The organism is Spirillospora sp. NPDC049024, from assembly GCF_040649235.1.
Taxonomy (GTDB): domain Bacteria; phylum Actinomycetota; class Actinomycetes; order Streptosporangiales; family Streptosporangiaceae; genus Spirillospora.
Genome location: NZ_JBEZFD010000041.1, coordinates 22,703 through 43,606 on the forward strand (window position 1 = coordinate 22,703; position 20,904 = coordinate 43,606).

The 20,904-nt window shown below is 72.5% G+C and carries 18 protein-coding genes; 10 read left to right on the plus strand and 8 right to left on the minus strand.

The genetic code is table 11. The annotated features are described in order from the left end of the window. Window positions 1-34 precede the first annotated feature (34 nt). A complete protein-coding gene (locus AB0C21_RS41775; RefSeq protein ID WP_500211914.1) occupies window positions 35-889 on the minus strand; it encodes a class II glutamine amidotransferase in 855 nt (284 codons plus the stop codon). A gap of 89 nt (window positions 890-978) precedes the next feature. Between AB0C21_RS41775 and AB0C21_RS41780 the strand changes: the two genes are divergently transcribed. From AB0C21_RS41780 to AB0C21_RS41790, 3 genes are all read left to right on the plus strand, one after another. Continuing rightward, a complete protein-coding gene (locus AB0C21_RS41780; RefSeq protein ID WP_149264515.1) occupies window positions 979-1,479 on the plus strand; it encodes an HAD domain-containing protein in 501 nt (166 codons plus the stop codon). A gap of 84 nt (window positions 1,480-1,563) precedes the next feature. Beyond that, window positions 1,564-2,574, plus strand: coding sequence for a methyltransferase (locus AB0C21_RS41785; protein WP_500211916.1), 1,011 nt, complete (start codon window positions 1,564-1,566; stop codon window positions 2,572-2,574). A gap of 84 nt (window positions 2,575-2,658) precedes the next feature. Continuing rightward, window positions 2,659-3,420: an SDR family NAD(P)-dependent oxidoreductase gene (locus tag AB0C21_RS41790; protein ID WP_149264517.1), complete on the plus strand. Its 762-nt coding sequence runs from the start codon at window positions 2,659-2,661 to the stop codon at window positions 3,418-3,420. A 3-nt stretch (window positions 3,421-3,423) separates the two neighbouring features. On the opposite strand, the gene AB0C21_RS41795 is transcribed toward AB0C21_RS41790, so the two are convergent. Both AB0C21_RS41795 and AB0C21_RS41800 read right to left on the minus strand, forming a co-directional pair. Beyond that, window positions 3,424-4,062, minus strand: coding sequence for an NUDIX hydrolase (locus AB0C21_RS41795; RefSeq protein ID WP_500211918.1), 639 nt, complete (start codon window positions 4,060-4,062; stop codon window positions 3,424-3,426). Further along, window positions 4,059-4,940, minus strand: a complete 882-nt coding sequence (locus tag AB0C21_RS41800) for a helix-turn-helix domain-containing protein (RefSeq protein WP_500211919.1) — start codon at window positions 4,938-4,940, stop codon at window positions 4,059-4,061. Before AB0C21_RS41800 ends, AB0C21_RS41795 begins: the two co-directional genes overlap by 4 nt. A gap of 98 nt (window positions 4,941-5,038) precedes the next feature. Between AB0C21_RS41800 and AB0C21_RS41805 the strand changes: the two genes are divergently transcribed. Both AB0C21_RS41805 and gltX read left to right on the plus strand, forming a co-directional pair. Continuing rightward, entirely contained in the window at window positions 5,039-5,617 is a 579-nt protein-coding gene (locus AB0C21_RS41805) for a TIGR03086 family metal-binding protein (protein ID WP_500211920.1), read from the plus strand. Window positions 5,618-5,663: 46 nt separating this feature from the next. Further along, window positions 5,664-7,067, plus strand: coding sequence for a glutamate--tRNA ligase (gene gltX / locus AB0C21_RS41810; RefSeq protein WP_500211922.1), 1,404 nt, complete (start codon window positions 5,664-5,666; stop codon window positions 7,065-7,067). 164 nt (window positions 7,068-7,231) lie between these two features. Here the strand turns inward: gltX and AB0C21_RS41815 are convergent, their stop codons facing one another. Further along, on the minus strand, window positions 7,232-7,897 hold the full coding sequence (locus tag AB0C21_RS41815; protein ID WP_149264542.1) for a response regulator: 666 nt from the start codon (window positions 7,895-7,897) through the stop codon (window positions 7,232-7,234). A gap of 74 nt (window positions 7,898-7,971) precedes the next feature. Next, the gene (locus AB0C21_RS41820) at window positions 7,972-12,207 is read right to left on the minus strand and encodes a hybrid sensor histidine kinase/response regulator (RefSeq protein WP_500211923.1); all 4,236 of its coding nucleotides are present in this window, start codon (window positions 12,205-12,207) and stop codon (window positions 7,972-7,974) included. 328 nt (window positions 12,208-12,535) lie between these two features. Between AB0C21_RS41820 and AB0C21_RS41825 the strand changes: the two genes are divergently transcribed. The 3 genes from AB0C21_RS41825 to AB0C21_RS41835 are packed head-to-tail and all read left to right on the plus strand — an operon-like array spanning window position 12,536 to window position 15,580. After that, window positions 12,536-14,797: a SpoIIE family protein phosphatase gene (locus AB0C21_RS41825; RefSeq protein ID WP_500211924.1), complete on the plus strand. Its 2,262-nt coding sequence runs from the start codon at window positions 12,536-12,538 to the stop codon at window positions 14,795-14,797. 31 nt (window positions 14,798-14,828) lie between these two features. Further along, window positions 14,829-15,167 (plus strand): STAS domain-containing protein, encoded by a 339-nt coding sequence (locus AB0C21_RS41830; protein ID WP_149264524.1) that lies wholly within the window; start codon window positions 14,829-14,831, stop codon window positions 15,165-15,167. A 44-nt stretch (window positions 15,168-15,211) separates the two neighbouring features. Further along, complete coding sequence (locus AB0C21_RS41835) at window positions 15,212-15,580, plus strand: ATP-binding protein (protein ID WP_235037400.1); 369 nt, start codon at window positions 15,212-15,214, stop codon at window positions 15,578-15,580. A 105-nt stretch (window positions 15,581-15,685) separates the two neighbouring features. Here AB0C21_RS41835 and AB0C21_RS41840 read toward each other — a convergent pair whose 3' ends face one another. Further along, a complete protein-coding gene (locus AB0C21_RS41840) occupies window positions 15,686-17,035 on the minus strand; it encodes a class II 3-deoxy-7-phosphoheptulonate synthase (RefSeq protein WP_500211926.1) in 1,350 nt (449 codons plus the stop codon). A 126-nt stretch (window positions 17,036-17,161) separates the two neighbouring features. Further along, complete coding sequence (locus tag AB0C21_RS41845; RefSeq protein WP_235037401.1) at window positions 17,162-18,166, minus strand: sigma-70 family RNA polymerase sigma factor; 1,005 nt, start codon at window positions 18,164-18,166, stop codon at window positions 17,162-17,164. Between the two features lie 130 nt (window positions 18,167-18,296). Here AB0C21_RS41845 and trxA point away from each other — a divergent pair, with 130 nt between their 5' ends. Then, entirely contained in the window at window positions 18,297-18,650 is a 354-nt protein-coding gene (gene trxA, locus AB0C21_RS41850; protein WP_353822157.1) for a thioredoxin, read from the plus strand. Window positions 18,651-18,764: 114 nt separating this feature from the next. After that, window positions 18,765-19,598 (plus strand): putative RNA methyltransferase, encoded by an 834-nt coding sequence (locus AB0C21_RS41855; protein WP_500211927.1) that lies wholly within the window; start codon window positions 18,765-18,767, stop codon window positions 19,596-19,598. Here AB0C21_RS41855 and AB0C21_RS41860 read toward each other — a convergent pair. Further along, entirely contained in the window at window positions 19,516-20,295 is a 780-nt protein-coding gene (locus tag AB0C21_RS41860; protein WP_500211928.1) for a hypothetical protein, read from the minus strand. The two genes, AB0C21_RS41855 and AB0C21_RS41860, sit on opposite strands and share 83 nt — an antisense overlap. Window positions 20,296-20,904 lie beyond the last annotated feature (609 nt).

Below are 20,904 nucleotides of genomic sequence, written 5' to 3' on the forward strand. Positions count from 1 at the left end.
GCCGCCCACTCTACGTCCCGGGTGTGACAAACGATCAGGTCTGCGAGGTCGACTCGGCTCCCGACAGGTCGGCGACCGTCAACGGGTGCGCGGGCGCGTCGAACGGGAACACCGAGGACGCCTCAAGGCCGTCCACCATGAGCAGTTCGCCGGGGTCGAGGAGCCGCCAGCCGGGGTCGTCGTCCAGGCGCTCGCTGGCGAGGACGCAGGTGGGCGTCGGCTCCCGGTGCGCGGCCACCTTCATCCGGCCCTGCTCGCGGCCCTCGCCGAGGTGGCGCTCCTCGCCCGGCTCGGTCAGCTCGGGCGTGATCACCCACAGCTCGTGGGTGTCCGGGTAGCGCAGCGCCCACAGCCGCCCCGACTCGGCCAGCAGGATGTTCAGTGCGAAGATCGGCAACTCGGCGGCGATGCGCCGGACGGCCGCGATCAGCCCGGTCGCGGTGTCGCCGCGGCGCCGGATCTCCGCCGTGATGTAGGCGAACACGGTCTCGGAGTCGGTCTGCCCCCGGATCGGCGCCCGGTCCACGTCCGTGAGCCACGAGTCGAGGACGTCGATGCCCCGGACCACCCCGTTGTGGGCGAACAGCCGGTCGTCCATGACGAAGGGGTGGGAGTTGTGGACGTCGGGAGCGCCCGTCGACGCGTAGCGGACATGGGAGATGAAGGTGTGCGACACGACGTGCCGGGCCTCGGCGTTGAAGTCGGCGTCCCGGAACGCGGCGACGGGCGCGCGGTCGCGGACGGGCTCCTCGCCGAGCGAGAACCAGCCGAGGCCCGTCCCGTCGGGCATGCGGCGGCTCTGCGCGCGCAGGCTGTCCGGGGCGTCCAGCAGCCAGAAGGTGGCGCGGACGCGGGGTCCTCCCGTGGTCATCCCGAACAGGCGGCACATGCAGGGACGATGCCCGCATGGCGGCGGCCTAAGACCGGGCACGGTAAAAGGCCTTCGACGGGCGGCCCCGGATGCCGTACGGTCCGTATATGGGGTCGCCGGTGGTTCTCCTGGACGTCGACGGGGTGCTCAACCCGTTCGAGCGGCCGCACCGCGGCTTCCAGCGGCACGAGTGCTCCCCGAACGGGATGACGTTCAAGCTGTGGCTCTACCCGGGGCACGGCGCGGCGCTTCTCGACCTGGCCGAGTCCACAGGTGCCGAGCTGGCCTGGGCGAGCTACTGGTGCGACAACGCCAACGAGTGGATCGCCCCCCGCATCGGGCTCCCGGAACTGCCGTTCGTGCCGATCCCGCGGTTCCCCGGTATCACGGAGGGGCGCACGCTGGGCGCCTGGAAGGCCCGCCACGTGGCCGCGTGGGCGGAGGGCCGGCCGTTCGTCTGGTTCGAGGACGAGCCTGACGCCACCGAGTGCATCGCCGGGGAGCCGGACGTCGCCGACCACCTGCTCGTGGAGGTCGATCCGCTGACCGGCCTGACCGACGACCACATCGAGGTCGCCGCCGGCTGGCTGCGCGCCCGCACCGGCTGAGCGCCCCGGGCACCGAGGTTCCATACGTCCAAGACGCCCTTTCCGCGGGCCTCCTACCGTCGGAGGCGAGGAAGGGAGCCGACCATGCCGAGATCACCGCTGATGGAGCCGGCCTTCGGGTTCATGAACGCGCAGATCGTCCACGTCGCCGCCGAACTGGGGGTGGCGGACGCCTTCACCGACGACCGGCCGAGGTCGAGCGCCGAGCTGGCGGAGGCGACCGGCACCCACGCGCCGTCCCTGTACCGGCTGCTGCGCGGCCTCGCCGGCCTCGGCGCCGTGGAGCAGAAGGAGCCGGACCTGTTCGCGCTCACCGAGGAAGGGCGGCGGCTGCGCGCGGACGCCCCCGACTCGATCCGCTCGCTGATCAGGCTGTTCTGCGGCCCGGACGTGTGGCGGACGTGGGGCGACATGGCCGAGACGGTGCGCACGGGGGAGTACGCCTGGGAGCGGGTGACCGGCAGGACGCCGTTCGAGTTCTTCGCCTCGGACGCCGAGATGTCGGAGACCTTCAACCGGGCGATGGCCGAGCACACCCGCGACGTCGCGCCGGCGGTCATCGGGGCGCACGACTTCGGCCGCTACGGGACGGTCGCCGACCTCGGCGGCGGGGACGGCACGCTGCTCGCCGCGATCCTGCGCGCGCATCCCGGCCTTCACGGCGTCCTGTTCGACCTGCCCGCCGGGCTGGCCGACGCCTCCGGCCCCCTCGCCGACGTCGCGGACCGGGCCGAGATCGTGCCCGGCGACTTCTTCGAGGCCGTCCCCAAGGGCGCCGACGCCTACGTGCTCAAGAGCGTCATCCACGACTGGCCCGACGAGAAGGCCGCCGCGATCCTGCGGAACTGCCGCGCCGCGATGGGCCCGGCCGCCAGGGTGCTGCTTCTGGAACAGGTGATGCCGGAGATGGTCGCGCCGGAGTCGGCGGGCATCGTCCGCAACGACCTCAACATGCTCGTCGCGACCGGCGGCCGCGAGCGAACCGAGGCCGAGTTCCGGGAACTGCTGGACGGCGCGGGCCTCAGGGTCGTCTCGCAGACCGGACCGCTCTCGGAGACGGCCTATCACGTCATCGAGGCAGGAATCGCGGACTGACTTATGTCAGGGCCCGCTTACGGCGCCGCCGGGCGGCCGGGCAGGATGGGACCGCCGCAAGCAGCCCTGACGAAGGAGTGCCCCGTGAGTTCTCTGGACGGCCGTACGGCCCTGGTCACCGGTGGAAGCCGGGGAATCGGCCGGGCCATCGCCCTGGCCCTGGCCGCCGACGGCGCCCGGGTCGCCGTCGCCTACCGGCGCGACGACGAGGCCGCGCGCAAGACGGTCGCCGACATCGAGGCCGCCGGGGTGCGGGGCCACGCGTTCCGCGCCTCGGTCGACGACCTCGACCAGTGCCGTTCGCTGGCCGCGCGGGTGGAGGCGGAGCTGGGCGAGCTGGACATCCTCGTCCACAGCGCCGGGATCGCCAGCCGCGGCAACAGCGTCGCCGACACCGACCCCGCCGAGCTGGAGCGGGTCATGCGCGTCCACGCGTTCGGCCCGCACCACCTCAGCCAGGCGCTGATCCCGCTGATGCGGCGCGCCGAGCGCAGCGACCTGGTCTTCGTGTCGAGCGTCGCCACGGACCTGATGCCGGCGTTCGGCGGCCCCTACGCCATGGGCAAGGCGGCGATGGAGGCCCTCGCCCAGGTGATCGCCAAGGAGGAGCGCGGCAACGGCATGCACGTCAACGTCGTCGCCCCCGGCCTGGTGGACACCGAGATGGGGCGCAGGCTGGTCCGGGCCACGGCCGGCATCGAGGACATCCGGCAACAGGACGCCGCGTCCCCCTACGGGCACGTGTGCACGCCCGAAGAGGTCGCCGACGTGGTCCGGTTCCTCGTCTCGGACGCCGCGTCCTACGTCACCGGGCAGCGCGTCGTCGTGGACGGCGGGACGTTCTGACGCTCAGTGGCGCGTCCAGTCGGGCTGGACGAGGTCGGCGACCCTGACCTGCCGCCCGAGCAGCACCACCTCGCGGAACTGCCACAGCATCGCGCCGGTCGGGGCGTGGACGCGCCACTCCGGGCCCAGCCACATCTGCAGCAGGTGCCCGCCGTCCGGCTGCGGGACCCACCGCGGGGTGTCGTCGGCGGCGAGCTTGCGCAGCGTCGTGTGGTGGACCGAGTGGACCTCGTCCGGGCACGGCGCGAGCGGGCCCGGGTCGTCCAGCGCCACCACGACCGGCGTGATCGCGAAGCCGGACGCGGCGGGGAAGTCGTCGAGCCTGCCGAGGACGTCGCCCGGGCCCGCGGTCAGGCCGATCTCCTCGCGCAGCTCGCGCAGCGCCGCCTGCTCGAGGGTCTCGCCGTCCTCCAGGCGGCCGCCCGGCAGCGCCCACTGCCCCGCGTTGCGTCCCCGGTAGGCGCGCCTGATGACGATCAGCGACGGTGCGCCCTCGTGCTCGACGGCGCACAGCACGACCCCGGCGCGGCGCAGGCCGGGCGCGTCGGGGACGGTCGTGTGCTCGAACGAGCCGAGCCGTTCGGCGGCGAGGACACGGAACGCGGCGAGGTCGTCGAAGGGGTCGGGGGAGGGGACGCTCATGCGTCGATCCTGCCAGGCCCCGCCTCCGGCGCATGCGGGCCCGCCTCCGGAGCGGGCCGCCCCGCCTCTCGCGCGTACCGGCCGGGCGAGGTCCCGACGGCGGCGGTGAAGTCGCGGGTGAAGTGCGCCTGGTCGGCGTAGCCCAGCTCGGCCGCCAGCTCCGCCCAGTCGACCCCCGTCCCGGACGCCGCCCGCTCCGCGGCCTCCTGCATCCGGAACCGCCGGATCACCCACTTCGGGCCGATGCCCACGTACTCGTGGAACAGGCGCTGAAGGCTGCGCGGGCTCAGCCCGACGTCCTCGGCGAGATCGTCCACCCGCGCCAGGCCCGGCCAGGCCGCGATCCGCTCGACGACCGCGGCGGCCTTCGCGGCGGACGCGTCGGGCTCGGGGCCCCGGCCGGTCAGGAACGCCGCGAGGCGCTCGACCGCCTCGTGGTCGTCCGCGGTGGAGAAGATCTCCTCGGCGAGAGCGAGGCCCTCCTCGCCGAAGACCTCGTCCACTCCCGCGAACCGGCCCGTCAGCGTGGACACCGGCGCGTCCATGAACGGCCTGAACCCGCCCGGCCGGAAGGCGGCCCCCACCACGCGCCCCTCGCCGTGGATCTCCTCGACGAAGTCGTCGCGCACCACCCCGGCGATCCGGGCCCGTGTCGTCCCGCCGGTCAGGTAGCTGGTGAACGTCACGTGGACGGATGGGCGCGTGAGGATCCGCTGGCGGTGCGGGGGCCGTCCGCGCAGGTCCCAGCGCAGCAGCCAGAAGTTCGCGAGGAACGGGGCCAGCGCGGCGGGCGGTTCGCGCCGCTCGATCGAGAAGCGCTCCAGGCCCGTCCGGGCGTGCAGGATGCCCCGCGTCCCCCCGGGTAGGGATCGTTCCACCGGCTCAGGCTAGACGGTGTCGCGTTTCTTCAAGACGGCCGCCGCGGGCCCGTTCTAGCGTTTCCCATGTGTTCGAACGGATGAGCGAGGAAGAGACCATGGATATCCGGAGCCAGATGATGCCCGCGGCGGAGGCCGCGGCGCGGATCGTCCTGGAGACCCCGGAGGGGGAACTGGACGCGCCCACTCCCTGCCCGGACTGGGACGTGCGGGCCCTCCTCAACCATCTGATCCTGTGGAACGCGAGGGGCGAGACGGCCGCGCGCAGGCTGCCGCCCGCCGGGCCGGGGGAGGACCACGACTTCACCGCCGAGCCCGGCTGGGCCGAGCGCTTCGCCGAGCAGGCCCGAAGGACGGCCGAGGCATGGCAGGACCCGGGCGCGTGGGAGGGCAACACGAGCCTGACCGGCAGCAAGGAGGGCATGCCCGCCGGGTTCATCGCGGGGATCGTGTTCGGCGAGTGCGTCCTGCACGGGTGGGATCTCGCCGTCGCCATCGGCCGCGAGCCCTCCTTCCCCGCCCCGGTCGTGGAGGCCGCCTGGGAGCAGCTCGTCTCCACGGCCGAGATCAGCCGCAAGTACGGCGCGCTCGGCCCCGAGGTCCCCGTGCCCGAGGACGCGCCGCTCCTCGACCGCGTCATCGGGCTGTCCGGCCGCGACCCGCACTGGAAGCCCTGAACAAACCCGGCGCGAGCGGGGTCCCGCGCGCTCTACGCTGGTAGGCATGTCTTCGACCTCTTCGATCCGCGTACGTTTCGCCCCGTCACCGACCGGCATGTTCCATGTCGGCGGCGCCCGCTCGGCGCTGTTCAACTGGGCGATGGCCGCGCAGTCGGGCGGGACGCTCGTGCTGCGGATCGAGGACACCGACGCCTCCCGCAACAGTCCCGAATGGACCGAGGGCATCATCCGCGCCCTGGCGTGGCTCGGGATGGACGGCGGGCAGTACGAGGGCCCCTACTTCCAGTCCGCCAACGCCGACAAGCACGCCGAGGCGGTCCACAGGCTGAAGGAGGCCGGGCGCGCCTACTACTGCGACTGCTCCCGCGAGGCGCTGGTCGCCCGCCGCGGCGGCGACCAGCACAAGGGCTACGACGGCTTCTGCCGCGACCGCGGCCTGGAGCCCGGCCCGGGGCGGGCCCTGCGCTTCCGCACCCCGGACGAGGGCCAGACCACCGTCGTCGACCTGCTGCGCGGCAAGCCCGTCTTCGACAACGCCCTCCTCGAGGACTTCGTCATCGCCCGCGCCGACGGCTCCGTCATGTTCCTGCTGGCCAACGCGGTCGACGACATCAGCCAGGGCATCACCCACGTGGTGCGCGGCGAGGAGCACCTGTCCAACGCGCCCAAGCAGCAGCTGCTGTGGGAGGCGCTCGGCGCGGAGCCGCCCGTGTGGGCGCACGTGCCCGTCATCGTGAACGAGAAGCGGCAGAAGCTCTCCAAGCGCCGCGACAAGGTCGCCCTGGAGGACTACCGCGCCGAGGGCTACCTCGCCGAGGCCATGCGCAACTACCTGATGCTCCTCGGCTGGGCCCCCTCCGACGACCGCGAGATCGTCCCGTGGGACGTGATGGTCGAGGAGTTCCGGATCGAGGACGTCAACACCTCGCCCGCGTTCTTCGACGTCAAGAAGCTCCGCGCGATCAACGGCGAGTACATCCGGGCGCTGCCCGTCGAGAAGTTCATCGCCGAGTGCCTGCCGTTCCTGCAGGAGGCGCCGTTCGACGTGGACGTCGCGGTGTTCGCCGAGCTGGCGCCGCTCGCGCAGACCCGCGTCGCGCTGCTGTCGGAGATCGTCCAGATGATCGACTTCGCGTTCCTGGACGAGCCGCCGATCGACGAGCAGTCCTGGAACAAGGCGATGAAGGAGCCCGCCGCCGCGATCCTCGCCGCCGCCGAGGCCGCCTACCAGGACGCGCCGTGGAACGCCGCCGAGCTGAAGGACCGGCTGGAGCGGATCGGCGCCGAGCACGGGCTCAAGCTCGGCAAGACCCAGGCGCCCGTCCGCGTCGCCGTCACCGGCCGCACCGTGGGGCTTCCGCTGTTCGAGTCGCTGGAGATCCTCGGCCGCGACCGCACCCTCGCCCGCATCGCCGCCGCCCGCGCCAAGCTGGAGGCCGGCGCCTAGGCCCTTTCGGCTGGATCGAGCACCGGCAGCGGGCAGGTGGCCTGCTGCCGGGTTCCGAACCGCGGATATGTCCGCGACAGAAGGGCTCTGACGCTGCCTCTCCGCTGGAACACGCCGGCCGTGGTCCACGGAAGTGACTCATCCAGCTCACGAAGATCGAGGTGTCACTCCGCGAGGCCCTCCACGGGCTCCTGCCCGTCGACGGCCTCCCGGAGCGAGACGATCCTGCGGCTGAGCTCCTCGTACTCGTCGCGCAGCGCGGCCGGGAGGTGCTTGCCGAGCACCTCGGCCTGCTCCTCCACCGAGGCCAGGCGCTCGCCCACGGACCGGTCGGCGGAGGGCTCCTGCGGCGTCCCGGCGGGCCGCGCCTTCAGCAGGGCCGTCTGGTCCCTCAGGAGGGCGGCCTGCTCGCGCAGCAGCGCCGTCTGGTCGCGGAGCTGCTTGTTCTTGTTGTGCAGCTCCACGAACACCGAGACCTTGGCCCGCAGCACCCACGGGTCGAACGGCTTGGAGATGAAGTCGACCGCGCCCGCCGCATAGCCCCGGAAGGCGTAGTCGGGGTCGCTGTTCACCGCGGTGAGGAAGATGATCGGCAGGTCGCGGGTCTTCTTGCGGCGCTTGATGTCGCGGGCCGTCTCGAACCCGTCCATGCCCGGCATGACGACGTCCAGCAGGATGACCGCGTACTCCTCGGTGAGCAGGGCCTTCAGCGCGTCCTCGCCGGACCGCGCCCGGACCAGGTCCTGATCGAGCGAGCTGAGGATGGCCTCCAGCGCGATCAGGTTCTCCTCGCGGTCGTCCACGAGCAGGATCTTGGCCTTGTCGTCCACGCGCGTCTCTCCGATCACGGTCCCCGCCTGACGCCGCACCTCCACGGCGATCCCTGCTGCCCCGGCTCCTCTCCTCAGCGGACGATGGAGGGCTGCAGCCAGTTCCTCATGACATCAAGGAGATGGTCCACGTCCACGGGCTTCGGCACATAGTCCGACGCGCCCGAGGCGAGACTCTTCTCCCGGTCCTCCTTCATCACCTTGGCCGTGATGACGATGATCGGCAACTCGGCGAACTGCGGCATCTCCCTGATCGCGGCCGTGGTGGCGTAGCCGTCCAGGCCCGGCATCATGATGTCCATCAGCACGACCGCCACGTCGGGGTTGCGGTGCAGGACGTCGATCCCGGCCTGCCCGTCCTCGGCGTAGAGGACCTCCATGCCGTAGCCCTCAAGGACGCTGGTGAGCGCGAACACGTTCCGCACGTCGTCGTCCACGATCAGGACCTTGCGCCCCGACAGGACCGTGTCGAGGAAGTCGGTGGGGGGCTCCTGCAGCAGCCCGTTGAGCGCCTGCTCGGGCTTGCCGGGGCGCTCGGCGCCCGGCGGGCGCTGCTCCACCGGCAGCGGGCCCTCCCCGGTCGCGCCCGCGACGCCGTTCCCGGGCGCGGCGCCGGAGCCCAGGGCGGGCGCGGCCTCCGCCCCCGCGACCGCCTCGTCCGGCAGCGCCGGGCGGCGCCGGTCGTCGCGGTCGTCGTACTGGGCGGGCAGGTAGAGCGTGAACACGCTGCCGCGGCCCGGCTGGCTCTCGGCGTGGATCTCCCCGCCCAGCAGCCGCGCGATGTTGCGGCTGATCGACAGGCCGAGCCCGGTGCCGCCGTAGCGGCGGCTCGTGGTCCCGTCGGCCTGCTGGAACGGCTCGAAGATCTCCTGCAGCTTGTCGGCGCTCACCCCGATCCCGGTGTCGATCACTCGGAACGCGATCACGTCGGGGGTGTTCCACAGCGCGGGCAGCGTGAAGTCGATGTCGCCGGCCCGCTCGATCAGCAGCCGCACCTCGCCCTCGGCGGTGAACTTCACCGCGTTCGACAGCAGGTTCCGCAGCACCTGCTGCAGCCGCTGCTCGTCGGTGTTCAGCGCGGCCGGGACGTCGGGCGCGACCTCCACCCCGAAGTGCAGGCCCTTGTCGACCGACAGCGGCCGGAACGTGGCGTCCACGTAGTCGACCAGCGCCGACACCGACAGCCGCTGCGGGTGCGCCTCCATCTTCCCGGCCTCGACCTTCGCCAGGTCCAGGATGTCGTTGATCAGCTCCAGCAGGTCGGTGCCGGACTCGTGGATCGTCCGGGCGAACTCCACCTGCTTGTCGGTGAGGTTGCCGTCCTGGTTCTCCGACAGCAGCTTGGCCAGCACCAGCAGGCTGTTCAGCGGCGTGCGCAGCTCGTGCGACATGTTCGCCAGGAACTCCGACTTGTACCGCGAGGAGATCGCCAGCTGCTCGGCGCGCTCCTCCAGCGTCCGCCTGGCCTGCTCGATCTGGAAGTTCTGGATCTCGATCGCGCGGTTCTGCTGGGCCAGCAGCGCCGCCTTCTCCTCCAGCTCGGTGTTGGAGTGCCGCAGCTCGCCCTGCTGGCGCTGCAGCTCGTCCGACCGCTCCTGCAGCTCCTGCGCGAGCCGCTGCGACTCGCCGAGCAGCGCCTCGGTGCGGGTGTTGGCCCGGATCGCGTTGAGCGTGACCCCGATCGTCTCGATCAGCTGGCTGAAGAACGCCAGGTGGACGTCGGTGAACCGGCCGAACGAGGCCAGCTCGATCGCGCCGAGCACCTCGTCCTCGAACACGATCGGCAGCACGATGATGTTGACCGGGGACGCCTCGCCGAGCCCCGACCCGATCTTGACGTAGTCGGCGGGGGCGTCGGCGATCAGCAGCGGACGGCGCTCCTGGGCCGCCTGCCCGACGAGGCCCTCGCCCAGCCCGAACCGGACGGCGCCACCGCGGTGCCGCCGCGTCCCGTACCCGGCGATCAGCGCGAGCTCGGTCTCCTCGCCCCCGCTCTCGGCCAGGTAGAACGCGCCGTACTGGGCGCTCGCGGTCGGCGTCAGCTCGCGCATGATCAGGTCGGCGACCTGCTGGAGGTCCCGGTGGCCCTGCATGAGCCCGCCGATGCGCGCCAGGTTGGTCTTGAGCCAGTCCTGCTCCTCGTTGGCGCGGGTCGTCTCGCGCAGCGTCGCGACCATCAGGTTGACGTTGTCGCTCAGCTCGGCGACCTCGCCGCGCGCCTCCACGGTGATCGTCCGGGTCAGGTCGCCGGTGGCGACCGCGCTCGCGACCTCGCCGATCGCGCGGACCTGGGTGGTCAGGTTGCCGGCCAGCTCGTTGACGCTCTCGGTGAGCCGCTTCCAGGTGCCCGAGACGCCCTCGACCTCGGCCTGGCCGCCGAGGCGGCCCTCGATGCCGACCTCCCGCGCCACGCGGGTGACCTCGGACGCGAACGACGACAGCGTGTCGACCATGGTGTTCAGCGTGGTCTTCAGCTCGAGGATCTCGCCCTGGGCGTCCACGTCGATGCGCCGCGTCAGGTCGCCGTGCGCGACCGCGGTCGCGACCTGGGCGATGTTGCGGACCTGGTAGGTCAGGTTGGACGCCATGCCGTTGACGTTGTCGGTCAGGTCCTTCCACATGCCGCCCGCGCCCGGCACCCGGGCCTGGCCGCCGAGGCGTCCCTCGGTGCCGACCTCGCGGGCGACGCGGCTGACCTCGTCGGCGAACGCCGAGAGGGTGTCGACCATGGTGTTCAGGGTGGTCTTCAGCTGGAGGATCTCGCCCTGCGCGTCGACCTCGATCTTGCGGGTCAGGTCGCCCTGCGCCACCGCCGTGGTGACCTGGGCGATCCCGCGCACCTGGTTGGTGAGGTTGTTCGCCATCGAGTTGACGTTGTCGGTCAGGTCGAGCCAGACCCCGCCCGCGCCGGGCACGATCGCCTGGCCCCCGAGCCGCCCCTCGGTGCCGACCTCGCGGGCGACGCGGGTGACCTCGGACGCGAACGCCGACAGGGTGTCGACCATCGCGTTCACGGTGTCCTTGAGCTCCAGGATCTCGCCCTGCGCGTCGACCGTGATCTTCTTGCCGAGGTCGCCCTCGGCGACGGCGGTGGTGACCTGGGCGATGTTGCGGACCTGGTAGGTCAGGTTGGACGCCATGCCGTTGACGTTGTTGGTCAGGTCCTTCCACACGCCGCTCACGCCGGGGACCCGGGCCTGGCCGCCGAGGCGTCCCTCGGTGCCGACCTCGCGGGCGACGCGGGTGACCTCGTCGGCGAACGCCGAGAGGGTGTCGACCATGGTGTTCACGGTGTTCTTGAGCTGCAGGATCTCGCCCTGCGCGTCGACCGTGATCTTCTTGCCGAGGTCGCCCTCGGCGACGGCGGTGGTGACCTGGGCGATGTTGCGGACCTGGTAGGTCAGGTTGTTCGCCATCGCGTTGACGTTGTCGGTCAGGTTCTTCCAGACGCCGCTGACGCCCGGCACGTTCGCCTGGCCCCCCAGCTGCCCCTCGGTGCCGACCTCGCGGGCCACGCGGGTGACCTCGCCGGCGAACGCCGACAGCTGGTCGACCATCGTGTTAACGGTGAGCTTCAGCTCCTGCAGCTCGCCGGTCGCCTCGACCGTGACCTTGCGGGTCAGGTCGCCGCGCGCCACCGCCGTGGTGACCTCCGCGATGTCGCGGACCTGCGAGGTCAGCCGCGACGCCATCACGTTCACCGACGCGGTCACGTCCCGCCAGCGGCCGGTCATGCCGCGCGCCGGCGCCTGCCCGCCGAGCCGCCCCTCGGTGCCGACCTCGCGGGCGAACTGGGTGACCTCCCAGGTGAACTGGTCGAGCAGCTCGACCATGCCGTTGACCGACTTGGCCATGCGCAGCAGCTCCCCGCGCATCGGTCGGCCGCGAACCCGCAGCTCCACCCGCTGGCTCAGGTCCCCGGCGGCGACCGCCTCCACCACCTGGCTCATCCCGGTGGCGAGGTCGGTGAGCTTGTCGATGATCGCGTTGGCGTCCTCCACCGCGCCGGCCCACGTGCCCCGCAGCGTCCCCGGCGTCAGGCGCCCCCGCAGCTGCCCCTCCCGGCCGATCTCCTTCCGGACGCGGCTGAGCCCGGAGGCCAGCTCCATGCCGTTGTCCCGGATCTCCTCCAGGATGGCCGCGGCCTCCGCCACAGCGCCCTCACCCGACACGTCCAGCTCGGCCTTCGCTTTGCCGTCCCGCACGGCGACCAGCGCCTTCAGGAGCGGTTCGAGGTCCGCGTCGCTGTAACGCGGGGTGGTGTCGCGGTACCCGCCGCCGGGGCGGGCACGTGACGCGGTACGCGGCATGCTCTTCATCCTCCTGGCCCGCGATCGATCGGGTATCCGGATACCACGGACTCCGGCTGCTCTGGGGGCCTCATCGGCCGCACCTGTACTCTACGTCGCCGTGCGGCGGCGGGCTCCGTTCCGCGGGCTTCCGGCGGCCGGGCGGGATCGGCCGCCGGTCCGCTCTCGTAGCCTTCGTGTTACGGTCTGTCGTGTTGTGGCGGGGGGTGGTGAAGGCCCAGGCCGGACCCGCTTCCCGGGCGGGTTCAGGCCTCCCGGTGCCGGGCGGCCGACCAGTCTGCCACGATAGCCAGGCCCGGGTGGAGAAGCTTCGAACGAGGGACGACAGTTGGATCGGCAGACGGCGACGGCCACCTTCCCGTCCGCCGCGGCGGCGGTGGCGGACGCGCGCCGGTTCGTCCGCAAGGTGCTCGCCGACTGGGGCATGGACGAGGTGGCCGACGACGCCGTCCTGGCGACGAGCGAGCTCGCCACCAACGCGATCGCCTACGCGGGCACCTCGTTCGAGGTCTCCTGCCGCCTCGTGGGCCGGGACGTCGAGATCGAGGTCCGCGACCGCCATCCCACCCGGGGCATCGAGATGCCGGGCGTCACCGCCTCCAGCGGGCGCGGGCTCCCGTCGATCGCCCGCCTCGCCGCCTCCTGGGGCGTCTCCTACGACCGCCGCACCAAGGGCGTCTGGTTCCGGCTGACCCGGCCGGGCGCCGCCGAGGCCGCCGCGGCGCCCGAGGGCGCGGCCGCCGGCGGTCCGGAGGCCGGCTTCACCGCCGACATCGCCGCGAACGGCTCCGCGCAGGGCGAGCGCGCCGCCCGTGAGCGCGGCGCTCCCGGCGCGGTCGAGCCGGTGCGGGACGGAGCCGCCGCCCAGGTCCGCGAGGGCAGGCTGGCAGGCGGCGCGAGCGAGGTCCCCGTGGCCGGCGACCGGCTCCTGCGCTCCCCGGCCGCCGTGGAGGCCATGGAGGACGGCGTCGCCACCGTCCGGGAGGTCCTCGGCGCCGAGGGCGCCGCCGTCCTGCTGACCGAGCGCGACGGGCGCCTGATCATAGGGTCGGCCGCCGGCACGGCCGCGGAGATGCCGCTCGGCGAGCTGTCGGTCGCCTCCCTCACCCCCGCCGCCCGCGCCGGCTCCGCCTGGGTCGCCGCGGACGCCTCCGATCCGACCGCCGCCGCGCTGCGGGCCTCCTCGCTGGCCGCCGCCCCGCTGGAGTCGCAGGGCCGCCTGACGGGCCTCATCGTGGCCGTCTCGTCCCTGTCCGGCCGCTTCGACCAGTCCGACGGCGCCCGGCTCGGCCGGCTCGCCGACGAGATGTCGCTCTCCCTGGAGAAGGCCAGGGTGGGTGAGTTGGAACGCTCCTGGCGCGGCTGGCTCAGCTTCGTCGCCGAGGCGAGCGACCTGCTCGCCGGCACCCTCGACCAGGAGCGCACGATGGCCCTGGTCGCCCAGCTCGTCGTGCCGCGCCTGGCCACCTGGTGCGCCGTCTACACCGTCACCGAGGCCGAGCCCGACCGGCTCGCCTACGTGTGGCACGCCGACGAGGACCGCGCCGACGGCCTCCGCGAGCTGCTCGAGCACGCGGGCGCGGCCCCGCCCACCGACGCCTCCGGGCCGTGGAACGGGCTCGCCACCGCGCCCGAGGAGGTCCGGGCCGCCGTGGGCGGCACCGCCAACGACCAGGTCTACGCCTTCCCGCTGATCGCCCGCGGCCGGCGCATCGGCACCATCGTGATCGGCCGCCCGGCCGGCGACCGCTTCCCGCGCAGCGCGATCGAGCTGGCCGAGGAGCTGAGCCGCCGCGCGGCCCTCGCCGTCGACAACGCGCGCCTGTTCTCCGCCCAGACCGCCATGAGCAGCGCGCTGCAGCGCAGCCTGCTGCCGCCCGGCATCCCGGAGATCCCCGGCCTGGAGGTGGCGGTGGTCTACGAGCCGGCGGGGGAGGGCAGCGAGGTCGGCGGCGACTTCTACGACGTCTTCGAGAGCGGCCGCCGGCCCGGCGGACCGGCCCCCGCGTCCCGCTGGCGGTTCGCCATCGGCGACGTGTGCGGCACCGGCCCCGAGGCCGCCGCCGTCACCGGCCTCGCCCGGCACGCGCTGCGCATCCTCGCCGCCGAGGACATGACCGTCCCGGCCGTCCTGACCCGGCTCAACCGGCTCATCCTCGGCGAGGGCGAGCGCGGCCGGCTGCTCACCCTGCTGCACGGCGAGATCACGGCCCGGCGGCGCCGCGACGGCGTGACGATCAAACTGACGAGCGCGGGGCACCCGCCCCCGCTGGTGCTCGACCCTGAGGGCGGCGTGCGCGAGGTCGCCTCGCCCCAGCCACTGCTGGGCGTCTTCGACGGCGTGGAGTTCCACACCGACACCGTCGAGCTGCGCCGCGGAGAGGTCCTGCTCTGCGTGACCGACGGCGTCACCGAGCGGCGCTCCGGCAGCCGGCTCCTGGGCGACGGACACGGCCTGGAGAAGCTGCTGGCCGGCTGCACCGGGCTGAGCGCGGGCGCCGTGGCGGCCCGCATCCAGCGCGCGGTACGCGACTTCGGCCCGGAGCCGTCGAACGACGACGTTGCCCTCATCGTTCTGCGGGCGTCATGATGGAGACCAACAATCGGTAAGGTGGGGTGGCGTGGGGCTTGCCTTGCACACGACACGACAGGAAGGCCGTGCGACGATCGCCGCGCGCGGCTCTATAGACCTGCACTCCTCCGACGAGCTGCGCGCTCGGCTGACCGAGCTCGTGGACGCGGGCGAGCGGTCGGTCGTCGTCGACCTCGCGGCGGTCGACTTCTGTGACTCCTCCGGCCTGAACGTCCTCGTCCGCGCGTACAAGCACGCGCGCGCGCAGAACGCCACGCTCACCGTCACCGGGGCCTACGGCCGCGTCGAGAACGTGCTGCGCACCACCGGGCTCGACCGCTTCCTCATCGAGGGCCCGGCGGAGGAGGCTTCGGCCGATGGGCGGTGAAGGGACACGATGAAGAACGGCGAGCGGGCGGAGTGACCGACCCGATGACCGAGACCACGTTGCGTGCGGCGCCCCAGACCGAGGCGGTCGAGTACGCGAGGCGACTCGCGGCCCGCACGATGCGCACCTGGGCGCTGATGGACCGCGAGGAACTCGTCACGGCGATCGTGGCCGAGCTCGTGGCCAACGCCGTCCGGCACGCCGGGACGGCGCTGGAGCTGCGGCTGCTGCGCGGCAGCGGGCGCGTCCGCGTCGAGGTCCGCGACCGCGCGGCCCAGCTGCCCCGCCTGACCGTCCCCGGCCCCCTGGACGAGTCGCACCGCGGCCTGTTCATCGTCGACCGCTTCGCCGACTCCTGGGGCGCCGACCCGGTGACCGGCGGAAAGGTCGTCTGGGCCGAGGTCGGCATCTGAGACGCCGTCCCAGCCGGAACGCGCCCTCTCGCATGATCACCTGTGGGAGCGCGCCCACCGGACGTGTCCGGTGGGCGCGCCGATCAGACCGGGCGGGTGGGGCGGTCAGACGGACTTGCGATACAGCTCCGCGACCATGAAGGCCAGGTCCAGCGACTGGCCCCGGTTGAGCCGCGGATCGCAGGCCGTCTCGTAGCGCTGGTGGAGGTCGGTCTCGGCGAGCCCCTGGCCGCCGCCGACGCACTCGGTCACGTCGTCGCCGGTGAACTCGATGTGGATGCCGCCCGGGTGCGTGCCGAGCGCCCGGTGGACCTCGAAGAACCCGGCGACCTCGTCGAGGACGTCGTCCAGCCGCCGGGTCTTGTGCCCGCTCGGCGCCTCGAACGTGTTGCCGTGCATGGGGTCGCAGATCCACGCGACCGGGGCCCCGCTCTGGTTCACCTTCTCGATCAGAGGCGGCAGCGCCTCGCGGATGCGGCCCGCCCCCATCCGGGTGATGAAGGTGAGCCGGCCCGGCTCGCCGTCGGGGTTCAGCCGCTTGATCAGGGCCAGCGCGTCGTCGGCCGAGGTCGTCGGGCCGAGCTTCACCCCGATCGGGTTGCGGATGTGGCGGAGGAACTCCACGTGCGCGCCGTCCAGCTGCCGGGTCCGCTCGCCGATCCACAGGAAGTGCGCGGACACGTCGTAGGGCAGGCCGCTCAGGTGGTCGATGCGGGTCAGCGCGCGCTCGTACTCCAGGAGCAGCGCCTCGTGGCTGGAGTAGAACTCCACCCCGTGGAACTCGTCGGGGTTGACCCCGCACGCCTTCATGAACGTCAGCGCCCGGTCGATCTCGCCCGCCAGCTGCTCGTAGCGGCGGCCCGCCGGGCTCTGCGCGACGAAGTCCTGGTTCCAGGCGTGCACCTGGCGCAGGTCGGCGTAGCCGCCCTTGGTGAACGCCCGGCACAGGTTCAGCGTCACCGCCGAGCAGTGGTACGCCTTGAGCAGGCGGTTCGGGTCGTTGCGCCGCGAGGCGGCGTCGAAGCCGAACCCGTTCACCGCGTCGCCCCGGTAGGCGGGGAGCTCCAGGCCGCCGCGCACCTCCACGGGCTTGGAGCGCGGCTTGGCGTACTGGCCCGCCATCCGGCCGATCTTCACGACGGGGACGCTCGCCGCGTAGGTGAGGACGACCGCCATCTGGAGCAGCGTCTTCAGCTTGTTCTTCACCGCGTCGGCGTTCAACCCCTCGAACGTCTCGGCGCAGTCGCCGCCCTGCAGGACGAACGCCTCACCGCGGGCTACGTCGGCGAGTTGAGCCTTCAACTGGTCGCATTCGCCGGCGAAGACGAGCGGCGGCTGCGCCGCCAGCTCGGCGGCCACCGCGCCTACCTCGGCCGGGTCGTCCCAATCGGGCTGCTGGAGGGCGGGGAGGGCGCGCCACGCGTCGAGGTCCCCGATGACGGCGGAAGTGCTCACCCTGAAAGGCTATGGCACCGCCCGCGCTCCGCGGACGGGAAGCCTCGCACGGCCCCCCGGCGAACGCGACCGGGCGGCCCCGTTCGGGGCCGCCCGGTCAAGGTCACGCGGCGGGGGTGGACGTCGTCAGGCCGCGCGGGTTCCGGCGGCGGCCGGTTCGGGCGCGTTGCCGGGGCCGCCGGCCAGCGTCCGGCGGCCGCTGAGGTCCGTCTCGGTCGCCAGCTGGCGAAGCCGCCGCAGCGAACGGTCGGTGATCTGGCGGACCCGGTTGTGGCTCAGGCCGTACCGGGCGCCGATCTGCGCGTACGACAGCGGCTGGCCGTTGTCCATCCCGAACCGGGCCCGCAGGATCGCGGACTCGCGCTCGGGAAGCCGGTCGAGCAGCCGGCCGAGGCCCTCGATGTCGTCCAGCGCGAGGATCTCGGTCTCCGGGGTGACGGCGTCCGGGTCCTCCAGCAGGTCGCCCATCGGCGTCTCGCCGGCGTCGTCGACGGTCGCGTCCAGGCTCGCCGGATCGCGCCGCCAGCGCAGCAGTTCGTCGACGTGCTCGGCCTCGGCGCCGAGGCTGCCCGCGAGCTCCTCGCGGGTCGGCTCCCTGCCGAGCTCGCGGCCGAGCTGGCGCTCCGCGCGCCGCAGCCGCGACAGCTCTTCCTCCACATGGACGGGCAGCCGGATCGTGCGGGCGGTGTGGCTGAGCCCGCGGCCGATCGCCTGCCGGATCCACCAGGTCGCGTACGTGGAGAACTTGAAGCCGCGGCGGTAGTCGAACTTCTCCACCGCGCGCATAAGCCCCAGGTTCCCCTCCTGGATGAGGTCTATGAGGGGCAACGAGTCGGTCGGGTACTTCCGGGCGATCGAGACCACCAGCCGCAGGTTGGCCTCGACGAAGCGCTGCTTCGCGCGCAACCCCGCCGCGGCCAGCTCCTCCAGCTCCTCGCGGGACGCGCCCTCGGGCACCCTTCCCTCTTCGAGCAGCTGTTCGGCGTACAGGCCCCCTTCGATCGCCTTGGCCAGATCGACCTCCGCCTGCGCGTCGAGCAGGGGAGTACGGCCGATCCGGTCGAGGTACGCCCCGACTAGATCCTTGTCGGGGACTTCGACCCTGTCGCCCTTGGTACGGGTTCCAGCCATCCTGACCCTTCTCCGGTGCGATCTCCCTAGGAGGAGAACGCTAATTACCGCTCTGTGATTCCCGGGTGGGGAATACTGCGAGGCTGTAAGCCGCTCTACGTCGTGATACCCCGACTGAGGAGAAACCGACATGGCGACGGTCACACTGACCGCTGAGAACTTCGACGAGGTGGCTCAGGCCGACGGCATCGTGCTCGTCGACTTCTGGGCCGAGTGGTGCGGGCCGTGCAAGAGGTTCGCTCCCGTGTTCGAGCGGTCGGCGGGCAAGCACGAGGACATCGTCTTCGGCAAGGTGGACACCGACGCCGAGCCCGAGCTGTCGGAGCGGTTCGGGATCAGGTCCATCCCCACGCTGATGGCGATCCGCGACGGCATGATCGTCTTCGCGGAGCCGGGCGCGCTGCCCGAGTCGGTGCTGGAGAACGTGATCGAGCAGGTCCGCGGCCTGGACATGGAGGACGTCCGCAAGCGGGCGAAGGCCTGACCCGCGCCCGCCAGGTTGCGGGTACGAGGCGCGCAGCGGGCGCCCGGGCGGCGTGAGGGCAAAGAAGCGGACGGCGCCGCCCGCCGGCCGGGGCGCATGGTCGATGATGGACGGATGCTCGCCGATGTCGTCCGATACCTGGTGTGCCCCGTGTGCGGAGCCGGCCTCGAACTGGTCGACCGCGGACTGCGCTGTCCGGCCGGGCACGCCTTCGACATCGCGCGACAGGGATACGCGAACCTGCTGCCGGGCAACGCCCGCCCGGGGACGGCCGACACGCCCGAGATGGTCCGCGCGAGGGACGAGTTCCTGACGGCGGGCCACTTCACCGCCCTCGCGGACCGGCTCGCCTGGAACGTCTCGCGCGCCGACCCGGCTTTCGTCCTGGACGCGGGCGCGGGGACCGGGCACTACCTGAGCCGCGTCCTCGACCGGGCGCCCAAGGCCGTCGGCCTCGCGCTGGACATCTCCAAGCACGCGGCCCGCCGCGCCGCCAAGGCGCATCCGCGCTGCGGGGCCGTCGTCGCGGACCTCTGGCGCCCGTTCCCGATCCGCGACGGCGCCGCCGACACCGTCGTCAACGTCTTCGCCCCGCGCAACGCCGCCGAGTTCCACCGCGTGCTCCGCGACGACGGGCTGCTGTTCACGGTGACGCCCTCACCCCGGCATCTCGGCACCCTCGTGGAAGCGCTCGGCCTCCTCTCGATCGACAAGCACAAGACCGAGCGCATGGACGCCGCGCTCGCCGGCTACTTCAAGCTGGACTCGCGCCAGGATCTCGAAACCGAGGCCGTCCTGACGCAAGGCGAGGTGATCACGCTCGTCGGGATGGGACCGAGCGCGCACCACGTCCCGGAGGAGCAGCTCAGGGAGCGGCTGGAGCGGCTGCCCGACCCGCTGCCCGTGCCGCTCTCGTTCGTCCTGTCCACCTACCGGCGGCTCGAGTAGGAGCGTCGGCGGGCTGAGCGATCTCCAGCAGTACCTGAGGGGTCTCGCCCGGCTCCGTCACCTCCTCGACGCCCGGCACGTCGACCGCCTCATAGCGGAACGACGTGGAGAGCGAGCGGGACGCGGCGCTCAGCAGGAGCCGCTGCAGAGCCTGGCCCGCGCGCAGCCACTCGGCGGGGGAGTCCCCGCGGGTGGTCAGCACCGCGCGCTGCCCTGCCGAATCGCAGGCCGCGGGAAGTCGGCGAAGCGTCGCTCCTTCGAGCCGAGCGTCCCCGCCCAACTCGTCGATGACCGGGAGAGGCGGGCAGGTGCCTGCGGCGGGACGGTCGGAGCGGAACGGCCGGAGCGTGGCCGCGTAGAGAAGCCGTTCCTCCCGGGACACGCGGTGGCGGCCGGCCAGACGCACGGACGCGAGGACGGAAGGACGTCCCGGGTCCGGGAGCAGCCGCACCACGGCCTCGTGACCGAGCTGGGCGGCGGCGAGGCGCAGGTTCACCAGAGCGGCGCCGCTGCTGAGGTGCAGGCTCCGCCCCGCGGGATCGTGCCTCGGCCGAAACCTGCCGGGGTCCGCGTGCACCTCGATCAGGCCGGAGACGACCTTGAACCGCCAGGCGTGCACGTCGTGGACCGTCGGCCCCATCGTCGCGGCGACCACCAGACGCTCCGCCGACGTGCGGGCGGTGAAGGACACGTTCACGAGATCTCCTCCTGGCCTCGGTCAAGGGTCGCGCCGGGAGCCGCCGCCCGTCCCGCGCGACGGCCTGCCGCGGGTGGGTGGTCAGGGCACGGTACCCCACTGTGACCGGAAGCACGTAGTACGGGAATGACGAGGTCAGCGCACTTGATGCTGTGCTCGCGTGACAAAGATCCGCGGGTCGCGGCCGCCGCGATTTGACGGTCCCGGCAGGGCGTCTTAATGTCTCTCTCGCCCCAAGGGGAAGCGGACGCCGGAAGGCGGCCGGCCCTGGGGAGCCAAGCCGCCGAAAATGGTTCGAGCACCGCTCGGGCTGTTGTAGGATGGCTGGACAGCCTGATACGGGATGCAGGACGCCGCGAGGTGGCCGGCCCGCAGGGCGCCTCCTACGGAACGATCTTTCCAGGTCTCTTCGGCCTGGGGATGTGTCGTCGCGTGGGGGACGGGCACACTTCCGAGTCGTCAAAAAGGTCTTCGCGGATCGGCTTGACAGCGGAGATGGGTCTGGTAAGTTAGTAGGGTTGCCCCGGAGCCGGGGTCCGCGGGAGCGGGGTTCGGCGCGGTGGGTGTCCGTTTCTTGAGAACTCAACAGCGTGTTAAAAGCCAGTGCCT

Excerpts from the sequence above, each read along its gene's own strand:
- AB0C21_RS41775 (WP_500211914.1), bottom strand. The coding sequence starts at position 889 with ATGTGCCGCCTGTTCGGGATGACCACGGGAGGACCCCGCGTCCGCGCC.
- AB0C21_RS41845 (WP_235037401.1), bottom strand. The coding sequence starts at position 18,166 with ATGGCTGGAACCCGTACCAAGGGCGACAGGGTCGAAGTCCCCGACAAG.
- AB0C21_RS41820 (WP_500211923.1), bottom strand. The coding sequence starts at position 12,207 with ATGCCGCGTACCGCGTCACGTGCCCGCCCCGGCGGCGGGTACCGCGAC.
- AB0C21_RS41780 (WP_149264515.1), top strand. The coding sequence starts at position 979 with ATGGGGTCGCCGGTGGTTCTCCTGGACGTCGACGGGGTGCTCAACCCG.
- AB0C21_RS41785 (WP_500211916.1), top strand. The coding sequence starts at position 1,564 with ATGCCGAGATCACCGCTGATGGAGCCGGCCTTCGGGTTCATGAACGCG.
- gltX (WP_500211922.1), top strand. The coding sequence starts at position 5,664 with ATGTCTTCGACCTCTTCGATCCGCGTACGTTTCGCCCCGTCACCGACC.
- AB0C21_RS41795 (WP_500211918.1), bottom strand. The coding sequence starts at position 4,062 with ATGAGCGTCCCCTCCCCCGACCCCTTCGACGACCTCGCCGCGTTCCGT.
- trxA (WP_353822157.1), top strand. The coding sequence starts at position 18,297 with ATGGCGACGGTCACACTGACCGCTGAGAACTTCGACGAGGTGGCTCAG.
- AB0C21_RS41855 (WP_500211927.1), top strand. The coding sequence starts at position 18,765 with ATGCTCGCCGATGTCGTCCGATACCTGGTGTGCCCCGTGTGCGGAGCC.
- AB0C21_RS41835 (WP_235037400.1), top strand. The coding sequence starts at position 15,212 with ATGACCGAGACCACGTTGCGTGCGGCGCCCCAGACCGAGGCGGTCGAG.
- AB0C21_RS41805 (WP_500211920.1), top strand. The coding sequence starts at position 5,039 with ATGGATATCCGGAGCCAGATGATGCCCGCGGCGGAGGCCGCGGCGCGG.